Annotated in this window: 17 protein-coding genes and 1 pseudogene; 7 read left to right on the top strand and 11 right to left on the bottom strand. The window is 54.0% G+C overall.

What is annotated here, in order from left to right:
- Positions 1–159: 159 nt before the first annotated feature.
- The 6 genes from glcD to IQ254_RS17805 all read right to left on the bottom strand — a co-directional run bounded on the left by glcD (position 160) and on the right by IQ254_RS17805 (position 11,506).
- Positions 160–1,632: a glycolate oxidase subunit GlcD gene (gene glcD / locus IQ254_RS17830; protein WP_193967512.1), complete on the bottom strand. Its 1,473-nt coding sequence runs from the start codon at positions 1,630–1,632 to the stop codon at positions 160–162.
- A 137-nt stretch (positions 1,633–1,769) separates the two neighbouring features.
- The gene (locus tag IQ254_RS17825) at positions 1,770–6,317 is read right to left on the bottom strand and encodes a hybrid sensor histidine kinase/response regulator (RefSeq protein WP_193967511.1); all 4,548 of its coding nucleotides are present in this window, start codon (positions 6,315–6,317) and stop codon (positions 1,770–1,772) included.
- A 61-nt stretch (positions 6,318–6,378) separates the two neighbouring features.
- Complete coding sequence (locus IQ254_RS17820) at positions 6,379–8,997, bottom strand: HAMP domain-containing methyl-accepting chemotaxis protein (protein WP_193967510.1); 2,619 nt, start codon at positions 8,995–8,997, stop codon at positions 6,379–6,381.
- Between the two features lie 55 nt (positions 8,998–9,052).
- Entirely contained in the window at positions 9,053–9,586 is a 534-nt protein-coding gene (locus IQ254_RS17815; protein WP_193967509.1) for a chemotaxis protein CheW, read from the bottom strand.
- A gap of 14 nt (positions 9,587–9,600) precedes the next feature.
- Complete coding sequence (locus tag IQ254_RS17810; protein WP_193967508.1) at positions 9,601–9,966, bottom strand: response regulator transcription factor; 366 nt, start codon at positions 9,964–9,966, stop codon at positions 9,601–9,603.
- 268 nt (positions 9,967–10,234) lie between these two features.
- Positions 10,235–11,506 (bottom strand): response regulator, encoded by a 1,272-nt coding sequence (locus IQ254_RS17805; RefSeq protein ID WP_193967507.1) that lies wholly within the window; start codon positions 11,504–11,506, stop codon positions 10,235–10,237.
- Between the two features lie 793 nt (positions 11,507–12,299).
- Here IQ254_RS17805 and hmpF point away from each other — a divergent pair.
- Both hmpF and IQ254_RS33715 read left to right on the top strand, forming a co-directional pair.
- Positions 12,300–14,051: a pilus motility taxis protein HmpF gene (gene hmpF / locus IQ254_RS17800; RefSeq protein WP_193967506.1), complete on the top strand. Its 1,752-nt coding sequence runs from the start codon at positions 12,300–12,302 to the stop codon at positions 14,049–14,051.
- A gap of 55 nt (positions 14,052–14,106) precedes the next feature.
- The gene (locus IQ254_RS33715) at positions 14,107–14,313 is read left to right on the top strand and encodes a glycogen debranching protein (protein ID WP_228040835.1); all 207 of its coding nucleotides are present in this window, start codon (positions 14,107–14,109) and stop codon (positions 14,311–14,313) included.
- Between the two features lie 145 nt (positions 14,314–14,458).
- Here the strand turns inward: IQ254_RS33715 and IQ254_RS17795 are convergent, their stop codons facing one another.
- Positions 14,459–14,800, bottom strand: a complete 342-nt coding sequence (locus IQ254_RS17795; protein WP_193967505.1) for a hypothetical protein — start codon at positions 14,798–14,800, stop codon at positions 14,459–14,461.
- Between the two features lie 121 nt (positions 14,801–14,921).
- Between IQ254_RS17795 and IQ254_RS17790 the strand changes: the two genes are divergently transcribed.
- Together IQ254_RS17790 and IQ254_RS17785 are read left to right on the top strand one after the other, a co-directional pair.
- Positions 14,922–15,131: an RNA-binding S4 domain-containing protein gene (locus tag IQ254_RS17790; RefSeq protein ID WP_193967504.1), complete on the top strand. Its 210-nt coding sequence runs from the start codon at positions 14,922–14,924 to the stop codon at positions 15,129–15,131.
- Between the two features lie 168 nt (positions 15,132–15,299).
- Positions 15,300–15,743, top strand: coding sequence for a hypothetical protein (locus IQ254_RS17785; RefSeq protein WP_193967503.1), 444 nt, complete (start codon positions 15,300–15,302; stop codon positions 15,741–15,743).
- A 45-nt stretch (positions 15,744–15,788) separates the two neighbouring features.
- On the opposite strand, the gene IQ254_RS17780 is transcribed toward IQ254_RS17785, so the two are convergent.
- Positions 15,789–17,261 carry a TM0106 family RecB-like putative nuclease gene (locus IQ254_RS17780; protein WP_193967502.1) on the bottom strand — a complete coding sequence of 491 codons (1,473 nt, stop codon included), beginning with the start codon at positions 17,259–17,261 and terminating at the stop codon, positions 15,789–15,791.
- A 504-nt stretch (positions 17,262–17,765) separates the two neighbouring features.
- On the opposite strand from IQ254_RS17780, the gene IQ254_RS17775 reads away from it, so the two are divergent.
- On the top strand, positions 17,766–19,013 hold the full coding sequence (locus tag IQ254_RS17775) for an aminotransferase class V-fold PLP-dependent enzyme (RefSeq protein WP_193967501.1): 1,248 nt from the start codon (positions 17,766–17,768) through the stop codon (positions 19,011–19,013).
- A gap of 277 nt (positions 19,014–19,290) precedes the next feature.
- On the opposite strand, the gene IQ254_RS17770 is transcribed toward IQ254_RS17775, so the two are convergent.
- A complete protein-coding gene (locus IQ254_RS17770; RefSeq protein ID WP_193967500.1) occupies positions 19,291–19,914 on the bottom strand; it encodes a hypothetical protein in 624 nt (207 codons plus the stop codon).
- 247 nt (positions 19,915–20,161) lie between these two features.
- Between IQ254_RS17770 and mnmG the strand changes: the two genes are divergently transcribed.
- On the top strand, positions 20,162–22,090 hold the full coding sequence (gene mnmG, locus IQ254_RS17765; protein ID WP_193967499.1) for a tRNA uridine-5-carboxymethylaminomethyl(34) synthesis enzyme MnmG: 1,929 nt from the start codon (positions 20,162–20,164) through the stop codon (positions 22,088–22,090).
- A 146-nt stretch (positions 22,091–22,236) separates the two neighbouring features.
- Here mnmG and IQ254_RS17760 read toward each other — a convergent pair whose 3' ends face one another.
- The gene (locus IQ254_RS17760) at positions 22,237–23,097 is read right to left on the bottom strand and encodes a fructosamine kinase family protein (protein ID WP_193967498.1); all 861 of its coding nucleotides are present in this window, start codon (positions 23,095–23,097) and stop codon (positions 22,237–22,239) included.
- 12 nt (positions 23,098–23,109) lie between these two features.
- Positions 23,110–24,435 carry a pitrilysin family protein gene (locus tag IQ254_RS17755; RefSeq protein WP_193967497.1) on the bottom strand — a complete coding sequence of 442 codons (1,326 nt, stop codon included), beginning with the start codon at positions 24,433–24,435 and terminating at the stop codon, positions 23,110–23,112.
- 245 nt (positions 24,436–24,680) lie between these two features.
- Here IQ254_RS17755 and IQ254_RS31610 point away from each other — a divergent pair.
- Positions 24,681–24,891: pseudogene (locus tag IQ254_RS31610) on the top strand (lysozyme); the annotation flags it as partial.

The following is a 24,891-nucleotide window of genomic DNA, read 5'->3' as shown; positions in this document are numbered from 1 at the left end:
ATATGCGCTCGGTCACGCGTCCGATAGGGAACTGTCTGAGCCTCCCGAAGTTCACTTAACGTGCGGTCTTCTTCCTCGGTCAAAATGATGCGTAATGGGGCGGGCATTTGAGGGCACTCTGGCTACCCTGCTATCTTACATTTAATCTCAACTGCCTACTTAGTATTGCTCTATATCGGGGAACTCAGCGATGGCCCTACTACGCGCCGCTTCGCCACAGGTACGGGGAGTAGGCAACAGCTTAGTTGGGTTGGCCAGCATTTCAGGATCAAAGGCCTGTCGCGCCCAAGCCATAGTTGCCAAGTCGGTGGCTGAAAACATGTCGGGCATATAGCAGCGCTTGTCAGCGCCAATGCCGTGTTCGCCCGAAATGCTGCCTCCCACCCGTACACAGAGCTTGAGAATGTCACCCCCCAGTTCTTCCACTTGCTCCAGTTCACCCGGAACAGCGTTGTTGTAGAGAATCAGCGGGTGCAGGTTGCCGTCTCCGGCATGGAATACGTTAGCCACTCGGTAGCCGTGGCGATCGCCCAATGCCTCAATCTCTTTCAGCACGTAGGGCAACTGGGTGCGCGGAATCACCCCATCCTGAACGTAGTAATCGGGGCTCAGCTTACCCATAGCGGCAAAGGCAGCTTTGCGGCCCTTCCACAGCCGTAGACGCTCCTCTGGGTCGGTAGCAGCAGTAATAGTGCGGGCCCCATTTTGGCGGCAGAGGTCGGCGATGCGATCGCCCGTGGCCGCCACTTCCGCCGGTAGCCCGTCGATCTCAATCAGCAAAATTGCCGCCGCGTCGCGGGGGTAGCAGTTTGTAGCCACCACGTCTTCCACAGCGTTGAGGCTAAAGTTATCCATCATCTCCATACCAGCGGGAATAATACCGGCGCTAGTAATGGCCGACACCGCGGCCCCCGCCGCCTCAACCGAGGTAAAGTCGGCCAGCAGTACCTGGATTGCTTGGGGCACCTTGAGAACGCGCAGGGTAATTTCCGTCGCGATGCCCAGGGTACCTTCAGACCCGACAAACAATCCACACAGGTCATAGCCAGGGGTTTCTGGAACCTCGCCGCCAATATCGACAATATCGCCGCTGGGCAGCACTACCTTCAGCCCCAGCACATGGTTAGTCGTCACCCCATACTTAAGGCAGTGCACGCCGCCCGAATTTTCGGCCACATTACCGCCCACCGAGCACACTGACTGACTAGACGGATCAGGGGCATAGTAGAAACCGGCCCCACTGACCGCCTGGGTTACCCAGTTGTTAATTACCCCTGGCTGCACCACCACCCGCTGGTTATCTAGGTCGATCGAGAGAATCTGATTCATCCCAGCAGTGACAATCAGCACCGAGTCTTCAATCGGTAGCGCTCCTCCAGAGAGCCCCGTACCGGCTCCCCGGGCCACAAAAGGCACCTGAAACCGATGGCATATCTTTACCGCCTGGGCGACCTGCTCAGTCGTTTTAGGTAGCACTACCACCGCCGGGCGCTGCCGATAGCTTGTCAGCCCGTCGCACTCGTAGACTAGTATTTCTTCTTTGCGGCGTACCACCCGCTTGGCCCCCAGGGCAGCGGTAAAGGCATCGACAATCGGTGCCCAGTTGATGGTAGCCGATGCGGTGACGGTCATAATATTGCGATCGGTAGGATACTGGTGATCCTAACCCAGATCTCTGCGCTCAAAAAACCCAACCCAGGCAGCTCGAAGCATTAGTCAGCCACCGGACTGATGCCACGCTCAAGCCTAAGAGAACAGTCACTGGTGAACTACTCTATCTTCCGGGGCACCATATTTTCGCCCTTGAGCATCCGCTGGGCGGCATCGAGCAGCATTTCTTCCAGGTAGGGCTTGGTAAAGTAGCCCTTAGCACCCAAGTCTACAGCCATCTGGCGGTGTCGATCAGCACCGCGAGAGGTCAGCATAGCAATGGGGATTTGGCTGAGGGCACCATCTTTCTGCATCCGCGACAGCAGTTCTAGACCATCCATGCGCGGCATTTCAATATCGCAGAAGACCAGGTCACAGGGGAGACCAGAGCGCAGCTTTTCCCAGGCTTCTTGGCCATCACGGGCCTGCTCAACCCGGTAACCAACCTTGTTAAAGCTCATCGACAAGAGCTCGCGTACCGTGATCGAGTCGTCTACGATTAACACCGTCGGGTCGTTTTGACCGACCACCGCAGGCGTTTCCACCTCTGCATCCTGAGTCCAGAGCGAGGTGGAAGAATCGCGGCGCAGACGTCCGCTGGCCAGGTCAATCAGCTCTAACACGTCAGCAATAGGCATCACCCGCCCATCTCCAAGTACCGTCGCACCAGCAATGCCAACAGGCTTGGGTACCGGCCCTTCGAGCTGCTTAATTACAATCTCCTGTTCGCCAATCACCTGGTCAACCTGAAGCGCCATAAAGGTGCTGGCGCTGCGCAATACCACCATCGAAACGACATCTTCGTCTTGGGGGCCGCCGTATACCCGACCACGACCTAAACTGCGGTTAAAGCGCAGCAGTTCACCCAAGGGTCGAAATGGCAGCAGCGTATCGCGCCAGAGAATACAGGCATGGCCCTGGTCGTCGGTCTGAATCCGCTCCTTGGGCACGTCGAACATATCCTCGACCCCATCCATGGGAAAGGCAATGCGAGCCTGATTGTTCACACAGCTCAACGCCTTAGTAATACTGAGGGTCAGCGGTAGACGAATGGTAAAGCTGGTACCTTTACCGACTTCAGACTCCACCGTAATCGAGCCGCGAATGTCAGTCAGGGCAGTACGTACAACGTCCATACCTACGCCGCGACCAGAGAAATCGTCGGCCTGATCTCGAGTGCTAAAGCCCGGTAAAAACAGCAGGTCATAGACCTCAATTTCGCTCATTGTCTGAGCTTCGGCAGGAGTAATCAGGCCTTTTGCAAGGGCCTTAGCTTTCACAATTGCCGGGTTAACACCGCCGCCATTGTCGGCAATATAAATCACCGTTTGGTTGCCCTGGTAAAAGGCGCGGACGGTAATCGTGCCTTCGCGCGATTTACCAGTCGCCAGACGTTCTTCAGGGGACTCGATGCCGTGGGTAATGGCATTGTTGACCAGGTGGGTCATCGGATCATAGAATCGCTCAAGAATCATCTTGTCGATCAGGGTATCGCGCCCCTCAACCACCAGCTGGGCCTCTTTACCACACCTCAGCGAAATATCGCGTACTGCCCGAGGCAAGCGATCGGCGGTTTGGCCAAAGGGCACCATGCGCGCCTTGTTGAGCCCCTCCTGGAGCTGCGTAGTGACCTGGCGAAACTGGCGGGCAATTTGGTCAGTAGAGTCGATGGTGAACTCAATGTCAGACGACGCCTCCCGCACCCGTACAATCAGCTCAATCATCTCCTGTGAAAGGGTATGAAAGCCTGTGAAACGATCCATCTCTAAGGCATCGAAGGTCGCTCCAGTCGCGTGGCTATTGCTACTACGGTCGGAGGAAACACCGAGAGCAAAGGCCTGACGGTTAGCGATCAGGGAGCTCTCCAGCAGCGATCGCTCGTATAGATCGCGCATGCGCTGGCCGACGTCGTTGAGTTGCGACACCTGGTTGAGCAGATTGTCGAGAAACTGCCGCAAACGTTCCTGGTCTTGCTCTAAAGAGTTGCGGTTGACGACCAGTTCGCCCACGAGGTTGCTGAGGGTGTCCAGGTGGCCCACAGACACTCGCATTGTCTGATCAGCCGTATTGGAGGCACGCCGCGGGGAGCGCCGCGTCGCTGACATCGAGACCGTTCGACGAGTTCCCAAGGTTGGGGCTGACCCACCTAACTGATCAGCGTCTTCTAGCAGTTTCTCTAAGTCACCGAACTCATCGTCACTCGAGTTATCCTGCGATCGCAAGCCTCGATAGCCATCCAGCAGTTTGTCTAAATCATCATCGCCATTGTCTTGGGTGACATTGCCATCATCGACTGCGCGAGTCCCCTGCGAGCTGACAGGCTGCTCACTGCTTAAAAGGTCGTCTCCCAGCAAGGCCTCCAGGTCGTCGAAGCCATCTTCATTCGCCTGCATATCGTCGGTTATGGGGGCGAGCCCATGACCGTTGTCATGGCGATCGAGGTCAGGGCTAGCCTTGACCTCTTCCAAGCTATCAGAGACATCACTCAAGTCTAAGTCCGTCTCATCTAGGGTCAAAGCATCAACCTCATCGGCGGGTGCTGACTCAAGCAGACCTTCTAAACCCTCGAAACTGTCATCACTTGCGCCCAAAGCACTATCAGCGGTGATCGCTATACCATCACCCTCAGCCTCATTCTCTAAGAGAATGTCTAAGCTGTTATCAACCTGAGCAGTTGTTAGCCCATCCGCTGCTGTCACGGGCAACGGTGCGGCAGCGGCAAGATCAGTGCTGCCATCCTCGAACTCAAATTCTCCAAACGGATCCTCTTCCTCCGCACTGGAATCTGTACCGGGATCTGATTCTAAAAACCAGTCGTCAGCGGTAATATCCACATCGTCAGACTCCAGCCTGGGGGCCGCAGGCTCCCTCAGGTTGGAGTCTGTAAATAGTCCATTGTCGCTCTCGGCAGCACTGCTTGAGGGCTCTGAGTCAACCTCAAGATTAAGCTCAGGCATGGTATGGGCATCATCATCGTCAATGAAGCTAGCTCCAGACGCATCCTCAAAAAAGCTATCTAATCCATCAACAGCCACCGCCTGAATCGCTGGTTCATCGACGGTATCTCCCAGCTCAAAAAAGTTATCGTCAAGAGGTTCACCTTCAACAGCCGCTGAGGCGGCAGGGTCAGTAGCTAATAAATCATCGAGAGAATCGTTAGCAACGGGAGTACCGATAGGGGCAGCAGGTGCTGACTCATCGCCCATAAAATCAGCCAGCGGATCTAACAGTAAATCGCCTGACTGATGTGGTTCATCGATATCAACCGATTCAGCAACATCAGACGAGGGTGCGCTAGCATCCAGGTCATAGCCAAAGAGGCTGGCCATATCGTCAAGAGGCTGAGCTTCGGGCTCGTCAGCAGAGCCATCATCGCCTAGTAAATCAGCAAACTCCGCCTCCAAACCGCCAGCATCGGAAACCGCCGTATCGAGATTTTCCCGATCCAAATCGCTCAGAGAAGCCTCTGACAGATCGTCGTCTTCCTCCCAGATATCGGCTAGCCCATCGGTAGCCCCTTCAAATAAATCGGCCAGACTATTGAGCTCAGCCGCCCCTACCTCAGGCCCAAGGCTACCAGTGCGGTTCTGGGACACCGAGGGTTGAACTGGTGTAGGCTCATCCATCTGGCTAAAGACCGCTTCTAGGCCCGTATCCGTCACATCATCGGCATTATCTAGGGCCAGTTGGTCAAGCCAACTGTCGGTTTCGGTCTGCCCTAAGCTATCGGTTCCGGTTGCTTCAGCGGCGGCAAAGAGGTCAGCCAAATCAGGCTCTTCAGCACTATCGTTGAGCGCCTCAGCCAAGAGCGCCTCCCAGGTAGAGTCCTCAGTAGCTGCCACCACTGTGGGCAACAGCGCCTGTAAATTGGCCGAGACGCTGATCTGATGGGCCGAGCCAGCCAATACAAGGTCTTGGGCTTGCTTTAAGTCTTTGATCACCACCGGAGCCAACGTCCGGTAAGTCTGTTGAGAATTGGCGATCGCGCCATTGACAGCCCGAATCAAGGCACACCACTCAGTCAGTTCAAACTGTTCGCCGATACTTTGCAATCGCTGGCACAGTCGTCCTAGATCCTGTCGAGACACACCGTCATCGACTTGTTTAAAGGTGGTTAACATATCTCGCAGCAAAGCCGGGATATCGCTACGAAACACAAGTTGCAGAGCACTGGTCTCAGGATGGGTAACCGTAACCGCTGGCCGAGATGCAGGTGTAGGTGCTACCGTCGCTGCGGCCGGAGCAGCACTGACTAACGCCTCCAAGTGAGCCTCGGCCTGGGCAAAGACCGGCTCCAGAGGAGTCATAATTTCCTGAGCTTGATCGTTGGTCAAGCCAAAAGGACTTTGTAACTGCTCCAGCTGCTCCTGTAACCCATCAAAAATTTGCAGCAGCATGGTTTCGAGGTCGCGATCGGGGCGCAACGTCGATTCTTTCATCACTTTGAAAAAATCTTCCATGCGGTGGGATGTGCGCTGGATGCTATTCAATCCCAGCATGGCCGCCCCCCCTTTCACAGAGTGGGCTGCCCGAAAGACCTCGTTCATCATCTCAGCGTCATTCACAGTCATCGCCAAGTTCAACAACCCCTGTTCAATGGTGTTGAGATGATCCTTGGCTTCTTCAATGAAGTACCCTAAGATTCGTTTTTGATCTTCAGGCAGCATGTCGATTTCCCTCTGAACGCTTTCCTACCGTGATCTACCCAACCCCGTTGGCTAACTGCACCTAGCTATCGGCTTTCTCCACCTTAAAGCGCTCTACCGAAGTGAGCAGATCGCGGGCGACCCCCACCAGGTTTTGCAGCGAACCCGATACTCGTTGGGCTTCTTGAGAGGTTTCTTGGGCTGTAAGTTCTACCGATTGCATCACCTGAGCCACTGCGCGGGAGGTCTCGGTCTGCTCCACTGTGTCGGCCGTAATTGACCGCACCAACACGTCAATGCGGTTTGAGACCTGAATGATGTCTTCGAGCGATCGCTTGGCCTGCTCAGCCAGACGCGTACCCTCAATCACCTGCTGAGTTCCTTCCTCCATAGCGGTCATTACCCCGCCAGTTTCACTTTGAATTTGCAGTACAATCTGCTCAATTTCTTTCGACGCTTTCGCCGCCCGGTCAGCTAGCTGTCGTACCTCATCGGCAACAATTGCGAACCCTCGACCGGCCTCACCAGCCCGGGCGGCCTCAATACTAGCGTTGAGCGCCAGCAGGTTAGTACGCGACGCGATCTGCGAAATCAGCGCCACAATCTTGGAGATCTCTTGGGAAGACTCGGCTAGACGCTTCACCTTGCGGGTGGTTTCGGCCACCGTCTCGCGAATCTCCAGAATGCCGGCCACGGTGCGCTCTACAGACTCGCCGCCTTTCAGAGCCGTAGACGATGCACTGCGGGCCACTTCTTCGGCTTCACGAGCGCTCTCAGCCACCCGCTGAATCGAGTCGGTCATCACCTGCACCGAGTTAAGGGTAACCGCCAGTTCTTCGGCCTGGCGCAGCGCATCTGCCGACAGGCTGCGGGCAAAAATCTCGTTTTCGGTAGACCCCTTGCTCACCTGGCGGGCCGCTACACTCACCTGTTCCACAATTTCCCGCAGATTTTGAATCGTGAGGTTAAAGGAGTCAGCGACAGCGCCTAGCACGTCGGCAGTCACCTCCGCCTGTACAGTCAGGTCGCCCCGAGCCGCTCCTTCTACGTCATCTAGCAGGCGAATCACCTGGCGTTGGAGATCTTCTTTGGCCTGTTCCTGCTCTTGGGCCTTGCGCTGGGCCTCACTGGTGGTCGTTAGGATCACGCGCGACATTTTATTGAAGCTGCTGGCTAACCGACCGAACTCGTCTTCTGTAAACACCGTCGCCCGCGCTGACAGGTTCCCCTGAATAACCGTATCAAATTGGGATTGAAGATCATCGACGCTTTTTCTCACCTGGCGATGGGCTAGATGACCCGCCCCCAGAGCCGAACCAAATCCAGCTAATCCACCAACTACAGCCATAGCGGCATGAACAGCCTTAGGCATAGACCGACCCGGTTGCAGCGTAGAAGCCGCAAAATTAACAACGCCAACGGCCAGGGCCGACGCAACGCCAGCCGCGATCGCGACCAGAAGCTCTTTTGTGGGTAAGGGAGAGTTATCTAGAAAGCCCAACCAATCTTGCTCAGCGGTGACCGCCTCGACATCTTGGTTATCGGCCTGAGTAAAAACAGGCAGGCTATCAGAAGCCCCGGCAATACTAAAGATATCGTCGTCGCTGATGGCGGTCTGATCGCCCATATCACTCAAATCGAACGCAGATGTACCACCGCTGTAGTCGCTACTATCGTCAGTGGAACTGAGACCTGAGGTACCCACCGATGGCGTGGTAAACCCGGCTGAACTGTCAGACAATTCAAAATCGGGCAAATTACCCAGGTCATCAAAATCACTAAACTCATCGAGAAAGTCAACGTTACTGCTCGGTTGAGCACTGTCTTCTACGTCAGGGGCATAACCGTTACCCACGTAAGCGTCATAGCTAGTATCCCCGAGGTCATCGCTAGCCGTATCTAAATCATCGGCCAGCAAATCAGCCTCAGGGGCAAACACCGTCATATCGTCGCCATCATCCATTGCCGGCCAGCCCTGGTCAAACTCCTGAGAAGCCAAACCCACGCTACCGTAGAGATCGTTGCTTTGGACAGTCCCAAATGGATCGTCAGCATCAGCAACGCCCATAGCATCATCAAAAGAATCACCATCATCAAAGATGATGTCGTCGGTGCTGGAATCAACACTATTTGAGCCCATCCCAAAGCTTGGCTCTTGCTCGATACCAGCATTATTCCCGAAGGGATCGTCAAGCTCAGCTCCGAAGGGATCATCAGCGAAAGGATCCACCAGATCGTCGCCGTTAAACCCACCCTCTACGCCACCCTCTACGATAGAGGCAGGCAGGTCATCATCAAGACCCAAATCGCCTAGATCTAACTGGTCATCGGAGAGCCTAGCTTCACCGCTTTCCAAACCCATTGAACCAGCATCAAAGAAAGTTTCGCCCGTATCGATGTCGGCCTCAATCGCTGAGCTATGAGCAGAAAACTGGTTGGCATATTCGAGGCCATTGCTGGCATAGTCAACGTACTCAGGCTCTGTCGTCAAGTCGAGTACAGCGCTGTACTGGGCAGCCGCGACATCGTACCGCTGCAAACCATAGCAGTAAATATGCCCCCGTAGCAGCAGCACACTCGGATCTTCGGGATAATCGTCAGCGAGCTGATCGATTACTGCCGCAGCCTCCGTATAGTTGCCCTGTACGTAGGCTCGTTCTGCTTTTTGATAGGCTTGGGAGTAGTCGATGCCTGAAGCCATGGTATTCTCCTGCCGGTGCAATTGTCCTAAGGGGAAGTGAGGATGGAGCTAGAGTCTAGGTTGCCCAGCGCGCTGAACGAATGACAGCAATATGATCGAGCAGCCTGAGGGTCTTGTTATCGGCGTCGGTGTCCATCACCCATTCACCGCGCAAAAACGGAGCCATTGTATCTGGACTCGTGTCAGATACTCGGGTTTTATCAGGGTTCAGCCAGCGAGTACCCACAATTCGGTTAACGGCCAAGCCTAACATAGTTCCTTGATCTTCAATGGCGATCACCGAGATCTCGGGGCGATCGGTATTAAGCACGGAAGAATAACCCAAAAATTGGCCCAAATCAGCCACCCAAACCACACGGCCCTGCTCATTTAACGTTCCCAGCAGCAGATGCGACACGTTGGGAATAGGTGTAATGCGATCCGGAGGCTGCTCAATGATGCGGCGAATACCGGTAGCGGGCAGGGCAAATTCATCTTCAGCCGTGACAAAAAAGCGCAAAAACAGCTCACCATCGGGTGTTTCCAGCTCTTGTAGCTCTGGATCTTGATCTTGCCCGGTTTGAGTTAAAAAGTCAGGATTGCCTACCATAGCCCTGTTATTGATTATCCTCTGAGTAGCTGTTTGACCGTACCCAATAGCTCTGTGGGCTGAAACGGTTTAGCAATGTAAGCATCTGCCCCCTGCTTCATACCCCAGTAGCGATCAAATTCTTCTCCCTTAGAGGAGCACATTACTACCGGCATATTCTGGGTAGAAGGATCAGACTTAATGCGGCGGCAAAGTTCGTAACCGTTCATCTTAGGCATAACAATATCGAGCACAATCACATCAGGACGCCGACTCTGAATCTGCTCTAGAGCCTCCATACCATCGCTGGCAACGGTAACACTAAGACCGATACCTTGCAGCAGCTCGGTAATCATTTCCCGCTGAGAAACACTATCTTCTACCACTAGCACTGTACTCATAGGTTGATTCAATGAAGAGGCCCACACCGCAGACAAGGGGGATACCTTGAATTCAAGTCATGCGGTCTATCGCAACCAGGACTGAAAGTTGAGTTCACCTACACCCCGACAAAGACAGACGCTACGATCCTCACCCCTGTGCCTCTAAAGTACCCTCCTCAAACACAAGTGTTGCTTTCGGCCTAGCCAAATTGATTAACCAATTGTTTAGATTATGGCGAATCTTATCGAATTTGATGCAAAAACTCGCCCCCCAGACTAAGGAATGTTACCAGGGCGTGAAGGCTTCACTAAAGTCAATATCGAATTCATCTTCGATGGCCTCTGCCAAAAGCGTTTCTGGGCGGGGACGATTGCGATCGCCAGGGCCGACATATTTCTCAATCAAAGCCAACAACTCACCCGAACCAAAGGGCTTAGTCAGGTAGTCAGTGGCACCCACCATCCTGGCCTTGACGCGGTCTAGAAATCCTTCTTTGCCAGTGAGCATAATAATTGGGGTCTGGCGAAAGGCACTGGAGTGTCGCAGCATGGCGCACAACTCGTATCCATCTAGCTCAGGCATAGTGATGTCGCAGAGAATCAGATTGGGCTGAAGCTGAAACAGTAACCCTAACGCCTTCAAGGGGTTACCGATAGAAGTCGCTTCATAACCTTGACCATCGAGAATCTTCTCCACTGACTGACGCACCGTGGCACTGTCGTCTACGCAGACAACTCGGGGCAATCGGCCTGAGTCTAGGCGCTGATTAGCAGGCTTAGGCCGAGCTGCCGTAGGGCTATAGACTAAGCTGACTTGTCCCTGCTGAATAGCAGGCACCAAACTACGAGCGACGCTTAACAAATCGCGGCTGAGGTAGCGGGCCATGCGTCGGATTGAGGTTTGACCATCCATCCAGGTCACCATACGCCTATAGACCTGATCGGAAACGCTGGCCCTAAAAGCATCGGGAGCGAGCAAAATTGGGCATTGATCAGGGGACTGTAGATGGGGGTGCAGTTGGTGCCAGGCTTGAATTTGTTGAGTGATTCCGGCTACCAGATCGCTGATGGTGTAGGTCATCAGTTGCGGGCTCAAGGCCGAGCTGAGCTGAAAGACAAAGGCGCCATGGTGCAAGCTCAGCAGATCGAACAAAGTCTCGTGCACCATGTGACTGAGAATCGCTCGGCCCTGGTCGGGTGTCAGTAGGTGCTGTTCTAGCAGAGCCCAGAGGGTGCCGTATTCAAGAGAATTAAAGACCGCGATCGCAGCGGTAGTATTGGGGTCAGGCAACGCCTGATCGATTCCATAGCGGTGCAGGTGATCGCGCAGGCGGTCTAGCCGATTATCCGTAGTGCCAGCATATACCAACTGCCCATTGGCCACGAATACCAACCACGACGGCGGATCGATCTCGGTCAATCCTTCGTCAAAGGAATGCCCCAAGGGTTGGTTACCACTGCCACCATAACTCTCTAGATACAGCTCTCCAGTGCGCTGCCCTAGCTCAATTAGCTGTAAAATGCTGCGAATATCAATTTCTGACAGATAACCCTGCATGAAGCAACCCAAGGATGGGACAGCAGCTGAGCACATGGGGTGGCAGCAGACGCGATCGATTGACTCAGCATGCCCTAACTCGAGACCCAATCGTACTCTCAGTTCGCCAAAGCGAACTACCCCTTGACCAGAGATGTTTCTGCTCTAGCCATCAAGTTTCCAGTCAAGCGGTTCCCGTCACACTCACTTCGACCACAGCATAAACAGGAGAACGAAGCAGTCTGGCCACCGCTAACGCCTGGTAGGTCTATCGCCAGTATACTCCGCTTCGCCGGGCCGCCAGCGCGATCGCGCCAGGGCTGCTAATGCTCTCATTGTTTTGGGGAACACTGAGCTCAACCTATCCGATACCAGCTTCCACTCACAGACATCGAATCTAGTCGTTTAAAACTACGGCTTTCCGGGGCAAAATTAGCTAAGATGCCAGATAGCTTGGGCACAAGACGAAACTATCTAAAAGGCAATGGCCCCAAGGGGTCAGAGGCTTATACCGAAATCGGTCTGGACAATAGGCTAGGATGCAATCTCAGCAGCTCTTGGCAGAGTTCTGGTTGAGTCAAGGCAAGAGCGGTATACCAGGGTACATTTTCGGATCACTTATGATTTACCTCATACCTCAGCAGGGATCGGCATCAGCATAGTAATTTGATCATACTCCCATGGCTATATAGCTATATAGTGTCTTTCCTATCCCGTTGGTAGGGGTTTACGTCTGTGTAGAGCCGACTTAGACCACCGTACCGAAGCCATTAGTTTTCCAGACTTGACTTTCCAAGCCACGAGGATCACCAGCGTGCTGTACCTAGCAGAAGTTCAAAAAAAGACAGGATTTATTGGCAGCGGCAAGCCCGAATTCAAGCTGTTGGCCTGCCAGCGCAGCGAGCATAACTGGAGCGCAGTCACTGGTGAGGAGACCATCACAGCCCCAGACGATGCCTCCTATAACGCTGGGGCACTGGTGATGGTAGAAGTCAGCGGCAACCGTCAGATTCAACGCCACTACGAAGCGGGGCGAACTTTAACCAGCATCCTGCAAAACTTCTCCAGCCTCAGCAAAAAATCTAAGACTCAGGAGGAAGAAATTGAGCAATGGAAGCAATCCCTCACCTTCCAAAGCCAGGAGTTAAACCGTCGCGAATTGGAGCTAGAAACTCGCCAAGAACAAGTTGAACAAGCCGAAGCCGATGTTGAACAACTCGATGCTCAACGCCAAGAGCTGGAGCAACTCCGGCAATCCCTGGAACAGCAGCAGGAAGAATTGAGCCGCAAAAACCAGGATCTAGAAGGCGCCTGGGCTCATCTCAATGGTGAGATGCGTCGTCTAGAAGAGCAACGAGCAGAGACTTCCTCCGAGACTGGTCTTGACCCCGCCCAAGTGGATAATCTTCAGAGTGCGCTTAACCGTCTAACCGAGGCCGTTATGCCCGTTGAGGCGCTACGCGAACCCCTTACCCACGCCACCGATGGTCTGACTTACCACCAGGGTCTCCTGGGCGACTATCGACAATCCCTTGAAGATCGGCGCCAGGAGCTAGAGCATCGTCAGCAAGAGTTGGATCAGCAAACCAGCCAGCTAAAACAGCGATGGGCCGACTGGCACCAAGCCGGAGCAGCGGTGGCGGCAAAACGTGAAGACCTCAAGCTGCGGCAGCAGACCATTAAAATTCAGCAGGATCGAATTCAGGCGCTGTCTAATACGCTTCAAGCCCAAGGCAACCTGCACCAGCAGGCCTATGACTTGCTGAACACCACCGACAAGGTACGGTTGAGCAAAAAAGTTGACGTAGGGGCTCTAGATGCTATGGAGCTAGACCAGCTTCATACTCTAGTCAATGATTTAGAAAAAGACTTAGAGAAGATGTCTCGTTTCGTTTCTGACCAAGAAGAAGAACTCACCTTGGAACAGGAAGCAATAGATGAAATAAAAGTTAAAATTGAGCAGGCCAACGAATTTGATCGTCTTCAGTTAGAGACTGAGCTGGATGAGGAGTTAGATCGATACCAGATGCTCAATGAAACGCTGGTGGGGCAACGTCGAAACCTGATTGAGCGTGAAGAAGTTTTGAGTCAGCACCAGGCAGTGTTGAGACGACGTCAGGGACTAACGGCAGAAGAATCACCAGTCAGTGCCGTCGATCTAGAACCCCTACTCGATAACATTGACCTCCAGCGCCAGGGCACTACAGACGCAATTCACGCCCTTGAAATAGAAATTAAGCAAATTCAAGAAAGCATTGGCCAACTCAAGCAAGATATCGAAAAGAGTGAAACAGCTCTCGACATCCAACACGCTGAAGTCGAGTCATTTGAGGCTGACCTACAGCAGCAACAGCGAGATTTAGCGGCCCTCATGGGCAAGGTGGCCGTCTGTGAAGAGTTACTCAACCCGGCTCAAGAAAGCGTCAATGGGCTGCGCCAGTCCTTAGAAAATCTTGCTGGAGGCGTGACCAAACTCCAGGAAGTGAACGACTATCAGCTGCAGGCGATCGCCGAATTACGCCAGACGGTCGCCAGTGTAGGTAACCCGCAGATGGCCACCTCCTGAACCCTATAGGGATCAGAAATGCTAGAGTCGGCTGGTGATGTCTTGGGTATGGCGTATGATTTGGGTCAACGAGCAAATTGATCCGTCTGGAATTATCTATTCATGCATTGCTTGCAGTGACGAGGCCCAAGCGCAGGCTTGCTATCAGTCGTTTCAAGACAACTTAACTGAAGAACAAAGAGCCGAAGGTTGGATAGCCCGCATGCACACCGTCGAAACCTGGGAAGAGGTGCCTGTCAATGCTCTGAAGCTAAGTTACTAGACGACCGCTTTGCCTTCTCCTGTAATCTGAGTCTTGCCTAGTAGGAACCGTGGCAAACGTTTAGTGAGCTATGAGGCATGGCCAAGCAGCCTGAGAGTGGCTAGGAAACCAGTGGGTTGTACGATGTTAACTCTGCCCAGCAAGACTAGTAGTTAGGCTGTCGCCATCGCCACCGTTGATCTAGCAGCGTACGACTTAACACTCGTACAGGGTCTTGGCTTTCGCCTGAGAACAGCGCAAAGTCTACTGGCCCCCAGGTTTGCTCCGCTTCCTCAGCCAGAGTGAGCAAAAATGGATCATTGAGGGCAATGCGGTGATCAAAGCGGAGTGTGAGCAGGGGGAGGCCGCTGTGCCCTGCACCAGTGACAATACCCCAGTCATAATGGTCTAGCATGGCCTGGAGGGGTTCACCAGCAGCACGGCGAAAATGTTCTAGCTGCTGTTGTTTTTGCCTGAGTTCTTGCAGGAGTTGGTGATTAGTTAACATCTTGACTCTTCGCTTGTAGCAGCGGCATAAACACTCCACATCTAGTTTAAGGGGCAGCTTAGTCTGTGGAGGTGAAGACTTTCTATTGCTCTACGGTTCTTTTAACGTTACCCAGGTCGTCATGACAAGTATCGAATACATTAAACTCGATCAATTTCTCAAACAAATGCAGGCGGCCAGCACTGGCGGACAGGCTAAGTTGATGATTCAGGATGGGTTGGTCAGGGTTAACGACGAAGTTGAGCCGCGCCGAGGCCGCAAGCTAGTATCGGGCGATCGCGTCCAATTTGCAGGACAAGCCTGGGTGGTTGACATGGCTACTTTGAGATAATACCTTGGCTGGGGAAATCATCCCCATTCCGTACATCCACAGGCAAAATTTATAGACTTGTTAAGCAACCTCGAATCTTGACGTCGCCAGCCTGAACCCAGCAGCAGCCTATGGAAAATTAGACCAAGGACAGAATTTTTTATTGTTTTTACCTAGAAGAACATCGAAATGACATTAAGCGATATTTTGCACGATTCGACGACTCAGACAAAGGTGGTTGCAGATTGCGCCCGGCTGATCGATTGCCAGGTGGCGGCGAAGACTGGCCTTGGTGGTATGGCGCTAAAGGCAACCTATGGCATGGTCAAAAGTGTCGGTGCAGGGTATATTCCCAGCGCGATTGGGCGTGTCTTACCGGAGGTCTTGGCTGCCCTTGAGCCGATGTGGGCCGACGGCATAAAGACCGGGAACCCGGCTGCTTACCTTAGCCAAAACCCGGACGAGACAGCAGACGTCATTTTGGGAGTAACCGACAGACGCATCGCCAGCGCTAGCAACGGCTTAGTTAAGTCTTCCTATGGCAAGCTGCGTCAGTCGATTAAAAGCGATGTTGAGATGGCTGTACCCGGTTTAGCTGACATCTTTGCTGCCTACAGCGTAGTGACTCAGTAAAACAGTACGTTACTCCTGCTTACCCCAACCATTGGTTGCACCCTATTAGCCAATGGTTTGGTAGAGCCTATCCCAGTAGGGTTCCGAGAACTTTACCAGCCAGTCTTTGATGTGGTAGGTAGCTCGGCAATCGTCTTCGTTGTAGCGCAGGATAGAGTCTAGATAAGCGCGATCGCCCGTTTCGGCCCAGGCGTTATACCAGCAGATCGACTGGGCACCGTTGGCCCCTTCATCTCGCCAGTCAAACCCCATCCAGCGGGCAATATGTTTGAGGGCATAGCTCTCAATGGGCAAGGTCACCCCATCGGTAATGCACTTGTGGACATCAAAAAAGCGCTCGAGCAGTGTCTCCACCTGTCGTTGGGGGGTGTCGTAGAGCCGCCCTAGCTTGCGTACAGTCTGGGCTTCATAGGGGCAAAAGTGATAGATCGGAGCATAGGGATAGGTATGCACCAGGTCAAGAAAGTCATTCCAGGCACGACGTTCTTGGTGATGATTTTCGGCCAGCAGCGCATGAAACTGAGTCTCGCCCGTCCGGTGATTGACAACCAGCACTCCGTGCAGATAGATCAGATTTTGATCGGGGGCGGCTTCAATATCGAAATATAGTTCCACTTCTCCCTCGGGCAAATCTTCAGGCCAAAGGGGAAAGCCGTGGGGAGCGTGGGGGGCGCTGCGAGGGATAGCTCGGTTGTCAATCAGCGCCTGGGCCTGATGCACAAGCTTCTCAGCAACCTGTTCACCAAATCCAGGTAAGGGAGCCAATTGAGCTGGGTTGACCTGGGCCAAGCTGGCCACCGTGGTGAGATGGTGCTGTTTGAGAAATTCGTAGCGTGCCGGGGTCACCCCGGGTAGTAGTGACAGATGGCGAGTACTTTGGGCCTCAGCGTAGCAATGACTAAACCAGTGGCACAAATCGCAACGGCTATGGGAAATAAAGAGCTCTGGCACAGTCGCCGCCTGGAGGTGACTGAGACAGCTATTCAGCACCGTTTGCAGCTTCAGCACCAGGCGCGGCAAATCAATGCTGTAAGTCTGCCCGCCGCGCAGGGCCAAACAAGCAGCGTGAGGCCAGACCCCCTGCATTCGAGAGAGCACGTAGGCGTGATAAGCCGCCATGACTTGATAGTCAAGTTTAGGTTTTTTGCCTAGCTTAATATCGATGGGGACATAAACCCAGTCACCCCAGCAAGACCAGCCTGGCTGCCTAACCAATAAGTCGGGCTGACTGACTAGCTGCACTCCAGCACTCGCTGAGGTGGCCATCAGCACGCCTTGCTGAATAGCCTCGACCCCATCGGCCATCAGGTCTAGGGTAGCTTTGGCACCAGCGACCCAGTCTCCTGGCGCAAACTGGGGACGATACAGAGGATAGTAATCGGCAAACACCTGTTGCCGATGAGTTACGCTGTCTTGGCGCAGCTTGAGCAGGTAGTCAGAAGGGGGATTTTGCTGGGCGCGATCGCCATAGAGATCTAGGAATGCCCGACGACCACAACGTTGATAGTGAAACAACACATCATCTGTGAGCCATCGAATTCGCGATGGGGGGCTAGGCGCTGCCGTCTCAGCAAGAAACCTCGGGGTGTTTTGTGGGCCACCCTTCAAATTCGAACATGACGGCAGAGGGTAGCTAGCAGACAAAGCGGGGAATAGGACAAACGCCAAAAAACTGAGGGCACGGGAACAAGTGCTGATGCCCGTAGACAATAGAACCACGAGACCAGGCACAGGTAATCTGTGGCAAGATAGAGCACAACGATCTCAGTCGCTGCGCTCCACCAATACAACGCTGAAGCAAAACTAAACCCATGTTCTAGCTGAGCCCGCCAGACAAACTACAGAACTTATGATCATCTTAAGCATGTTATACCCTATCCAGTTTTTCAGGGAAAAATGCAGCGCTGGGAAGCAGGCGTGAGTGAACTGAGGTAACGAGCACGTTAAGCTAGCGTCAGTGTTTGGAGTTCGTCAAGCCTCTAGGCTGCACACCGTTGAGCGTTACCCTTAAAAGTTTCTGACGTGACCCATTCTCATGCCCCTGCCCTAGAATGCCTCATAGCCCACCGCCAGGGGTTTCCGGCCCTCATAGGCAAGCGCTATTTTAACTATGGCGGACAGGGACCAATGGCTCAGACTACCCTGGAAGCCATTTTTCAAGCCCACCGGCACATCCAGGAGATGGGGCCATTTTCGGGAGCGACAAACCGATGGATTATGGCCGAAGCCGCCGCCACCCGGGCTGCGATCGCCACTGAACTGGGCACCACCGCCGACACGATTACCCTGACCGAAAACGTCACCGCAGGCTGCAACATTCCCCTCTGGGGGATGGCCTGGCAAGCAGGGGATCACATGCTGCTGTCAGACTGTGAACACCCCGGCGTAATCGCTGCGGTGCAGGAAATTTGTCGCCGATTTGGGGTTACCTATAGTCTCTGCCCGCTGCTTAAGACCGTGAACGGCGGCGACCCAGCGGCGGTGGTGGCCCAGCACCTGCAACCCAACACCCGCATGCTCGTGATCAGCCATATTTTCTGGAATACAGGCCAGGTGTTGCCCTTAAAGGCTATTACTGAGGTCTGCTGCAACCGCCCTCGACCTGTCCTAACGCTAGTAGATGCTGCCCAGTCCGTCGGCTCTCTGCCGCTAGATTTGCCTGCCTTAGGGGTTGATTTCTATGCCTTTACCGGCCACAAATGGTGGTGCGGCCCGGCGGGACTGGGTGGGCTGTACGTGCGCCCAGAGGCAATGGTACAAATTGCCCCTACCTTTATTGGCTGGCGTGGCATTACCACCGATGCAGATGCCCATCCCACCGGCTGGAAACCTACAGGTCAGCGGTATGAAGTAGCCACGTCCGACTATTCGCTCTTGGCTGGGCTGCGGAGCGCGATCGCCCACCAAGCAACCTGGAGCACCGCAGCAGAACGTTATCAGCGCCTGGTCAAACTCAGCCAGAGACTGTGGTCACAGTTGCAAGACTTACCAGACGTTCGCCCTGTGCGCACAACCCCACCTGATTCGGGTCTAGTGTCATTTTGGCTGTTGGAACAAGGGGAACCCTCCTCAGCCTGGCATAAGCAGCTAGTAGACAGCCTAGAGACTGAAGGGATATTTTTACGCACGCTGCAGGCTCCCAACTGCGTTCGAGCCTGCACGCACTACCTAACCCTAGAAGAAGAGGTCGATGAGCTAGTAGCAGCGATTAAAACCAGGCTAAAGCAAGGGCTAGTACTCCACGGCGCAAGTTTAGATACTATTCCTTAGGGCTAGGGAGCAGGGGAGCTAGGGAGCCAAGCGATCCAGAACGATGGACATATTTCAGCCTTCGAGTACTAGTCTAAACCTGTGTCAGGAGCCAAAAACAAGCCCAAGATGTGGCTAGCATCAGTCAGATTAGCTATTTTCAAGCAATTTAGGCCGTCAAGAATATCAAGATTCTCTTAAGTAGGTAAGCCTAATTAATTGTAAGAAAGGGTTTGGGGGCTGCGCCCCCAGGCAGGGGGTTTCACCCCCTCCACCCCCACCAGCATCTTGAGTTTAATTAGGCCCAGCTACTTACAAAGCAGTCTTGAATCCATCCTAATTGATTGATAGCCGTTTGATTTTCAGCATCAGGATTATCCGAAGGTGCCAGGATCGATTCATTGACGGCCTGAAACCATATAATGCCATCGCCGTAGGTCGATTGCCCAGTTAAGAAGACTGTTTGGCCAGCAGGAACAATTCCTTGAATCATAGTGGGTACAGTACTGGGTTGGATACGAAAACTAGCACCTGCCATACTCGTTCCATTACAAACAGGAGGAATCACAATCTGATAAGGCTCAAAAGGAAGGCCATAGACCCTATCCTGCATTGACGGAGCAGCATAATCAGTATCTTCCCAGGAATAGGTACTTCCCGAGTTAGGCGACGAGGAGAATCCAAGGTCAGGGTTAATAGGGAGTCCATCTGTTCCAGAATTTGCCCCGCGATCGAAGATAGCCGTAAAATCAGCGTCAACATTAAATATTTCCTCGAATAAAGTCAGCGACAAGGTAATCGATATTGGGATGCTGATGATTAGAGATTGAAAAATGATGGTGGCTGGGCTAGGGCCTCGCTCAGGCCCCTTGTTCGGGTGTATGTAAACTTCTAAGTGCTTATCTTCAGGAAAAATGGACATAAACCACCAAAGGAATCTGTGACTGAAGAAACCTGATGTGAGCGCAACAATGCGACAAATTACGCTCTAAAACTGGCTTTTTTAGCGCATATTCAGGAAAAGCACATATTTATTTCCAGAAATTTTAATTATTTAAGCGTCACTAGCTGCCAAGCAGTATTCCAGCAGCCTCCGTGGCTAAGGTCTACCCGGCTGACCTACAGCCAGTAGAATGAAGCAATACGGATCGATCGCACATTAGCTTTGTATGCAGGTTCCAGACTCCATTGATTTTCTCGACGAGTACGATGTTGTGGTTGTAGGTGGTGGCCATTCGGGCTGCGAGGCTGCTTTAGCCTCAGCACGCCTAGGCTGTCGCACGCTGATGATCACCCTCAACCTGGACAAAATTGCCTGGCAGCCCTGCAACCCTGCCGTGGGTGGCCCAGCTAAATCTCAGCTCACCCACGAGATTGATGCCCTGGGCGGCGAAATTGGCAAAATGGCCGATCGCACCTACCTCCAAAAGCGCGTGCTTAACAACTCTCGCGGCCCCGCTGTGTGGGCCTTGCGAGCCCAGACCGACAAACGCGAATACGCCGCTGTCATGCAGACCATCGTCGAAAACCAGGAGAACCTGGTGATTCGTGAGGGCATGGTAACTGATCTGGTGCTCGGCCCCAACGACGAGGTGGTCGGGGTCGAAACCTACTTTGGGGTGGCGTTTAAGTGCAAAGCTGTCATTCTCACCACCGGCACCTTTCTGGGCGGCACCATCTGGATTGGCGATAAATCGATGGCGGCGGGGCGGGCTGGGGAATTTGCCGCCACTGGGCTAACGGACACGCTAAACCGTCTGGGCTTTGAAACCGGACGGCTTAAAACCGGCACCCCAGCCCGAGTCGATCGCCGCTCGATTGACTTCGACGCCCTCGAACCCCAGCCCGGTGACAACGATGTACGCTGGTTTAGTTTTGACCCCGAAGCCTGGGTTGAGCGCGAGCAAATGCCCTGCCACCTGACCCGAACCACCACCGCCACCCATCAGCTCATTCGCGACAACCTGCACCTGTCGCCCATCTACGGCGGCTGGGTCGAGTCTAAAGGCCCCCGCTACTGCCCCAGCATCGAAGACAAGATCGTGCGCTTTGCTGACAAAGACAGCCACCAGATCTTTCTAGAACCCGAGGGCCGCGATACCCCTGAGATCTACGTGCAGGGCTTTTCCACCGGGCTGCCGGAGAAGCTACAGCTGGCCATGCTGCGCACCCTACCTGGGCTAGAGCGCTGCACCATGCTGCGCCCCGCCTACGCGGTGGAATACGACTATCTACCCGCCACCCAGTGCTATCCGACGATGATGACGAAGCGGGTGAACGGGCTGTTCTGCGCCGGACAGATCAACGGCACCACCGGGTATGAGGAGGCCGCTGCCCAGGGTTTTGTGGCCGGGGTCAATGCTGTGCGGCTGGTGCGCGGTCAAGAGATGTTGGTGTTACCCCGTGAGCAAAGCTACATTGGCACTTTACTCGACGATCTCTGCACCAAGGATCTGCGAGAACCTTACCGAATGCTGACCTCGCGCTCCGAGTATCGGCTGCTGCTGCGCTCCGACAATGCCGACCAGCGCTTAACGCCGCTGGGTCGAGAGATTGGCCTGATTGACGATCGCCGCTGGCAACAGTTCACCCGCAAGTACGCCAATATCGTCGCCGAACAAGAGCGCCTGCACGAAACCCGGATCAAAGAACATGATGCGATCGGCCAGCGCATTGCCGCCGACACGGAGCAGCGGATCAAAGGCTCGATTACCCTAGCTGCTTTGCTGCGGCGTCCAGGCTTCCACTACGCTAACTTAGAGCACTACGGCCTAGGCAATTCCGACCTCCTTCGGGCAGAGAAAGAAGGGGCCGAGATCGACATTAAGTACTCAGGCTACATTCAGCGGCAGCAAAACCAAATCGACCAGGTGGCTAAGAATACCAACCGCAAACTGCCCGAATCGTTGGACTATATGGCGATTGAGACCCTCTCCAAGGAAGCGCGAGAGAAGCTGAACCAAATCAAGCCCCTCACCATCGGCCAGGCCTCACGTATTGGCGGTGTTAACCCTGCCGATGTGAATGCCCTGCTGGTGTATTTGGAGCTGCGATCGCGGCGAGAACCTACACAGCCACCCTCACCAATAACCGTCTAGCCAGTCAGCAACGTGTCTTAGAGTATTCCACCTAAAAAAACATCCTGATCAGGAACGCGAACTCGGCCCACTGGGCCGGTCGCGGAGAGACACCGGATAGGTATTTAGTTGGAACCCTCTTAGCATGCTATCGGTGAGCAGATTGATCACCTGAGCAGCTGGTCAATCATGCGGTTGGCCTGAGACTCGTAGCTGCCGCCAAACAAATTGAAGTGGTTGATGACATGGTACAGGTTGTACAAAACCTTACGAGTGGCATAGCCCGTATCTAAGGGATAGGCTGCATTGTAGGCCTGATAAAAGGCCTCAGGGAAGCGGCCAAACAGCTCGGTCATGGCAATATCGACCTCGCGATCGCCGTAGTAGGTGGCCGGGTCTAAAATCACCGGTTCGCCTACGGTAGTAACTGCCGCGTTGCCCGACCACAGGTCACCATGCACCAGCGACGGGGCCGGGTCGTGGCCCGCCAGTAGGTCTGGCAGCGCCATGAGTAATTCATGCTGACGCGGAAAGTGACCTCCTCGACGCCCCGCTAAGCGAAACTGATGGCGTAAACGGTGCTCTCGGTAAAACTCGAGCCAGCTGGCCGTCCAGGGGTTGGGTTGGGGGGTCGCGCCAATGGTATTGGGCTGCACCCAGCCAAACCCGCGATCGCTCGTCACTCGATGCATGGCCGCCAGTTGCTCTCCCATGCGGCCCCAGGCATCGCCGCCACGGCCCAGATCCAGCCACTCCATTGCTATGTAGGCCGACCCATCAACGGTGCCCCAGCAGACCGGCTTAGGCACGCGAATGGTCTGGCTGTCGCACATATCTCGTAGCCCCAGGGCCTCGGCTTCAAACATAGCTACCTGAGAGGCCTGGTTGAGCTTCAAGAAATAGGCCTGATGGCCATCGCTGATCTGGTAGGCCTGGTTAATACAGCCGCCACCCACCGCTTGCCGATCGCGAATCACAAAGGCGGTGCCGGTTTTAGCACTGATATGTTGAGCGATCGCAGTCCACATAGCTGAGTTTCCCTAGACCGGCGGATGTAGTTCTAGCACCCCATAGGCATCCGCAGAAAGATAGCTCTGAGCCGCCTGAAACACATCATCGACCGTAAGCTGCTGAATGTAGGTTGGGTAGTTAATACCGTCAGCAATGTCACCCGTGAGCGTGTGGTAGTAGCCATACAACCCAGCGCGATCGCTCGGCGTTTCGTTGGCAAAAATAAAGCGATTGGCCACCTGAGTTTGCACCCGCTGAAGTTCAGCCTGACTCACCGGCTGCTGCACTACGGTGTGAATATGCTGCGCGATCGCCGCCTCTACCGTCGAGAGGTGTTTCAGAGGCAGCTGGGCTGACACCATAAACACTCCCTGGTGGGCCAACGTCATATTGCTACAGCTAATACTGGTCACCAGCTTGCGATCTTCCCGGAGGTCACGCACCAGCCTGGAGGTCAACCCCCGACCCAGCACCGACGCCAAAATATCCAACCCATAGGTCTCACTCAGGTGAGCAATACCCGGCACCCGCCAGGTCATGACCAACCGCGCCTGGGTCAACGCCGCATCGTGGTGTACAACCCGCCGCACAGTTGCAAAAGGTGGCTCCAAATCCCCCGGTAGCAGCGGCTTAAATCGCTCAATAGAGTTAACGGCAGCCACTTCTGAAACTACCTGTCGCTCCGTCATCGCCTGCTCAAAGCCCTCGGCCACAGTGGCGATTAACGTCTCGACCGGCAGATTGCCCACCGCCACTGCGGTCATGCTCTGGGGCTGATACCAGGTGCTGTGAAATTCTCGCATTTGCTGGGCTGTCAACCCCTCTACCACTACCGCTGGCCCCAGCACTGGGCGCCGATAGGGTAAACGATCGAACACCAACTCCATGGTGTGCCGATAGGTACGTCGGCGAGGATTATCGTCAGCGCGACGAATTTCCTCCAAGATCACTGGCCGCTCCCGCTCAAAGTCATCATCACTGAGACGCGGCGCCATCACCATCTGAATCTGGAGCGGGGCTAGCGCCGCAAAGTCTTGGGGGGCCGTAGTGACATAGTATTTGGTGTAGTCTTGGCTGGTGGCAGCGTTGGTAAATGCCCCACGTTCTTCAACTCGACGCTCAAACTCACCACACTCAATCTGCTGCGTACCCTTAAAGATCATGTGTTCTAGGAAGTGAGCCATGCCATTGATGGCATCGCTTTCTACCGCCGAGCCAACCCGCAACCAAAGGCTCAGGTTCACCACGTCAAGGGGCATTTGCTCAGCAATAACGGTCAAACCATTGGGCAAACGACGAATCGTGGGCGACACCAGGCCAGAGGGTAAATCAGCAGTTGCTGAAAGCAAAGCCATAAAAATTGTTACTACCTAACAGAAGACCCATACTTCTAATATCTTAACGACTGAATTGCTGAGCAGGGAAAATCTGCCGGATTCTCTCGATAAACTTAGCTAACATAGATGCGATCGCGTCTTACAACCAGGGCAACTTGAATACAGCAGTTCTCGTTCGCCCCAGCAGATATCTAAAAAGTAAATGACCTATCACTCCAAAAGTATTGTAAATTCCTGGTACGCGGGCGGCCCGGGGAGGTCACATGGGAACCTGGATTAAAGAAACAGACATTGCCATTTATCTCATGCAGGGAGGTTATTGGATCTCCCGAATCACTAAATATCCCTCTACCTCTAATCCGAAAGAGCAAGTGGTGAATATTGGCAGCATCAAATCTTGGTTTCTGAGGGATGACTACCCCCGGGCAATGACAGTGTCAATCGGCACAGGAGCACCAGAACCCCAGCCCATGC

The sequence above is a fragment of the Nodosilinea sp. LEGE 07088 genome (assembly GCF_015207395.1).
In the GTDB taxonomy this organism is placed as follows: Bacteria; Cyanobacteriota; Cyanobacteriia; order Phormidesmidales; family Phormidesmidaceae; genus Nodosilinea.
This window is presented reverse-complemented; position numbering and strand designations above follow the sequence as displayed.

Coding starts and splice junctions, on each gene's coding strand:
- IQ254_RS33715 (WP_228040835.1), top strand. CDS start 14,107: ATGATTTGGGTCAACGAGCAAATTGATCCGTCTGGAATTATCTATTCA.
- IQ254_RS17815 (WP_193967509.1), bottom strand. CDS start 9,586: ATGGTAGGCAATCCTGACTTTTTAACTCAAACCGGGCAAGATCAAGAT.
- IQ254_RS17805 (WP_193967507.1), bottom strand. CDS start 11,506: ATGCAGGGTTATCTGTCAGAAATTGATATTCGCAGCATTTTACAGCTA.
- IQ254_RS17790 (WP_193967504.1), top strand. CDS start 14,922: ATGACAAGTATCGAATACATTAAACTCGATCAATTTCTCAAACAAATG.
- IQ254_RS17810 (WP_193967508.1), bottom strand. CDS start 9,966: ATGAGTACAGTGCTAGTGGTAGAAGATAGTGTTTCTCAGCGGGAAATG.
- IQ254_RS17770 (WP_193967500.1), bottom strand. CDS start 19,914: ATGTCCATTTTTCCTGAAGATAAGCACTTAGAAGTTTACATACACCCG.
- IQ254_RS17785 (WP_193967503.1), top strand. CDS start 15,300: ATGACATTAAGCGATATTTTGCACGATTCGACGACTCAGACAAAGGTG.
- IQ254_RS17795 (WP_193967505.1), bottom strand. CDS start 14,800: ATGTTAACTAATCACCAACTCCTGCAAGAACTCAGGCAAAAACAACAG.
- mnmG (WP_193967499.1), top strand. CDS start 20,162: ATGCAGGTTCCAGACTCCATTGATTTTCTCGACGAGTACGATGTTGTG.
- IQ254_RS17755 (WP_193967497.1), bottom strand. CDS start 24,435: ATGGCTTTGCTTTCAGCAACTGCTGATTTACCCTCTGGCCTGGTGTCG.
- IQ254_RS17760 (WP_193967498.1), bottom strand. CDS start 23,097: ATGTGGACTGCGATCGCTCAACATATCAGTGCTAAAACCGGCACCGCC.
- glcD (WP_193967512.1), bottom strand. CDS start 1,632: ATGACCGTCACCGCATCGGCTACCATCAACTGGGCACCGATTGTCGAT.
- IQ254_RS17825 (WP_193967511.1), bottom strand. CDS start 6,317: ATGCTGCCTGAAGATCAAAAACGAATCTTAGGGTACTTCATTGAAGAA.
- IQ254_RS17820 (WP_193967510.1), bottom strand. CDS start 8,997: ATGGCTTCAGGCATCGACTACTCCCAAGCCTATCAAAAAGCAGAACGA.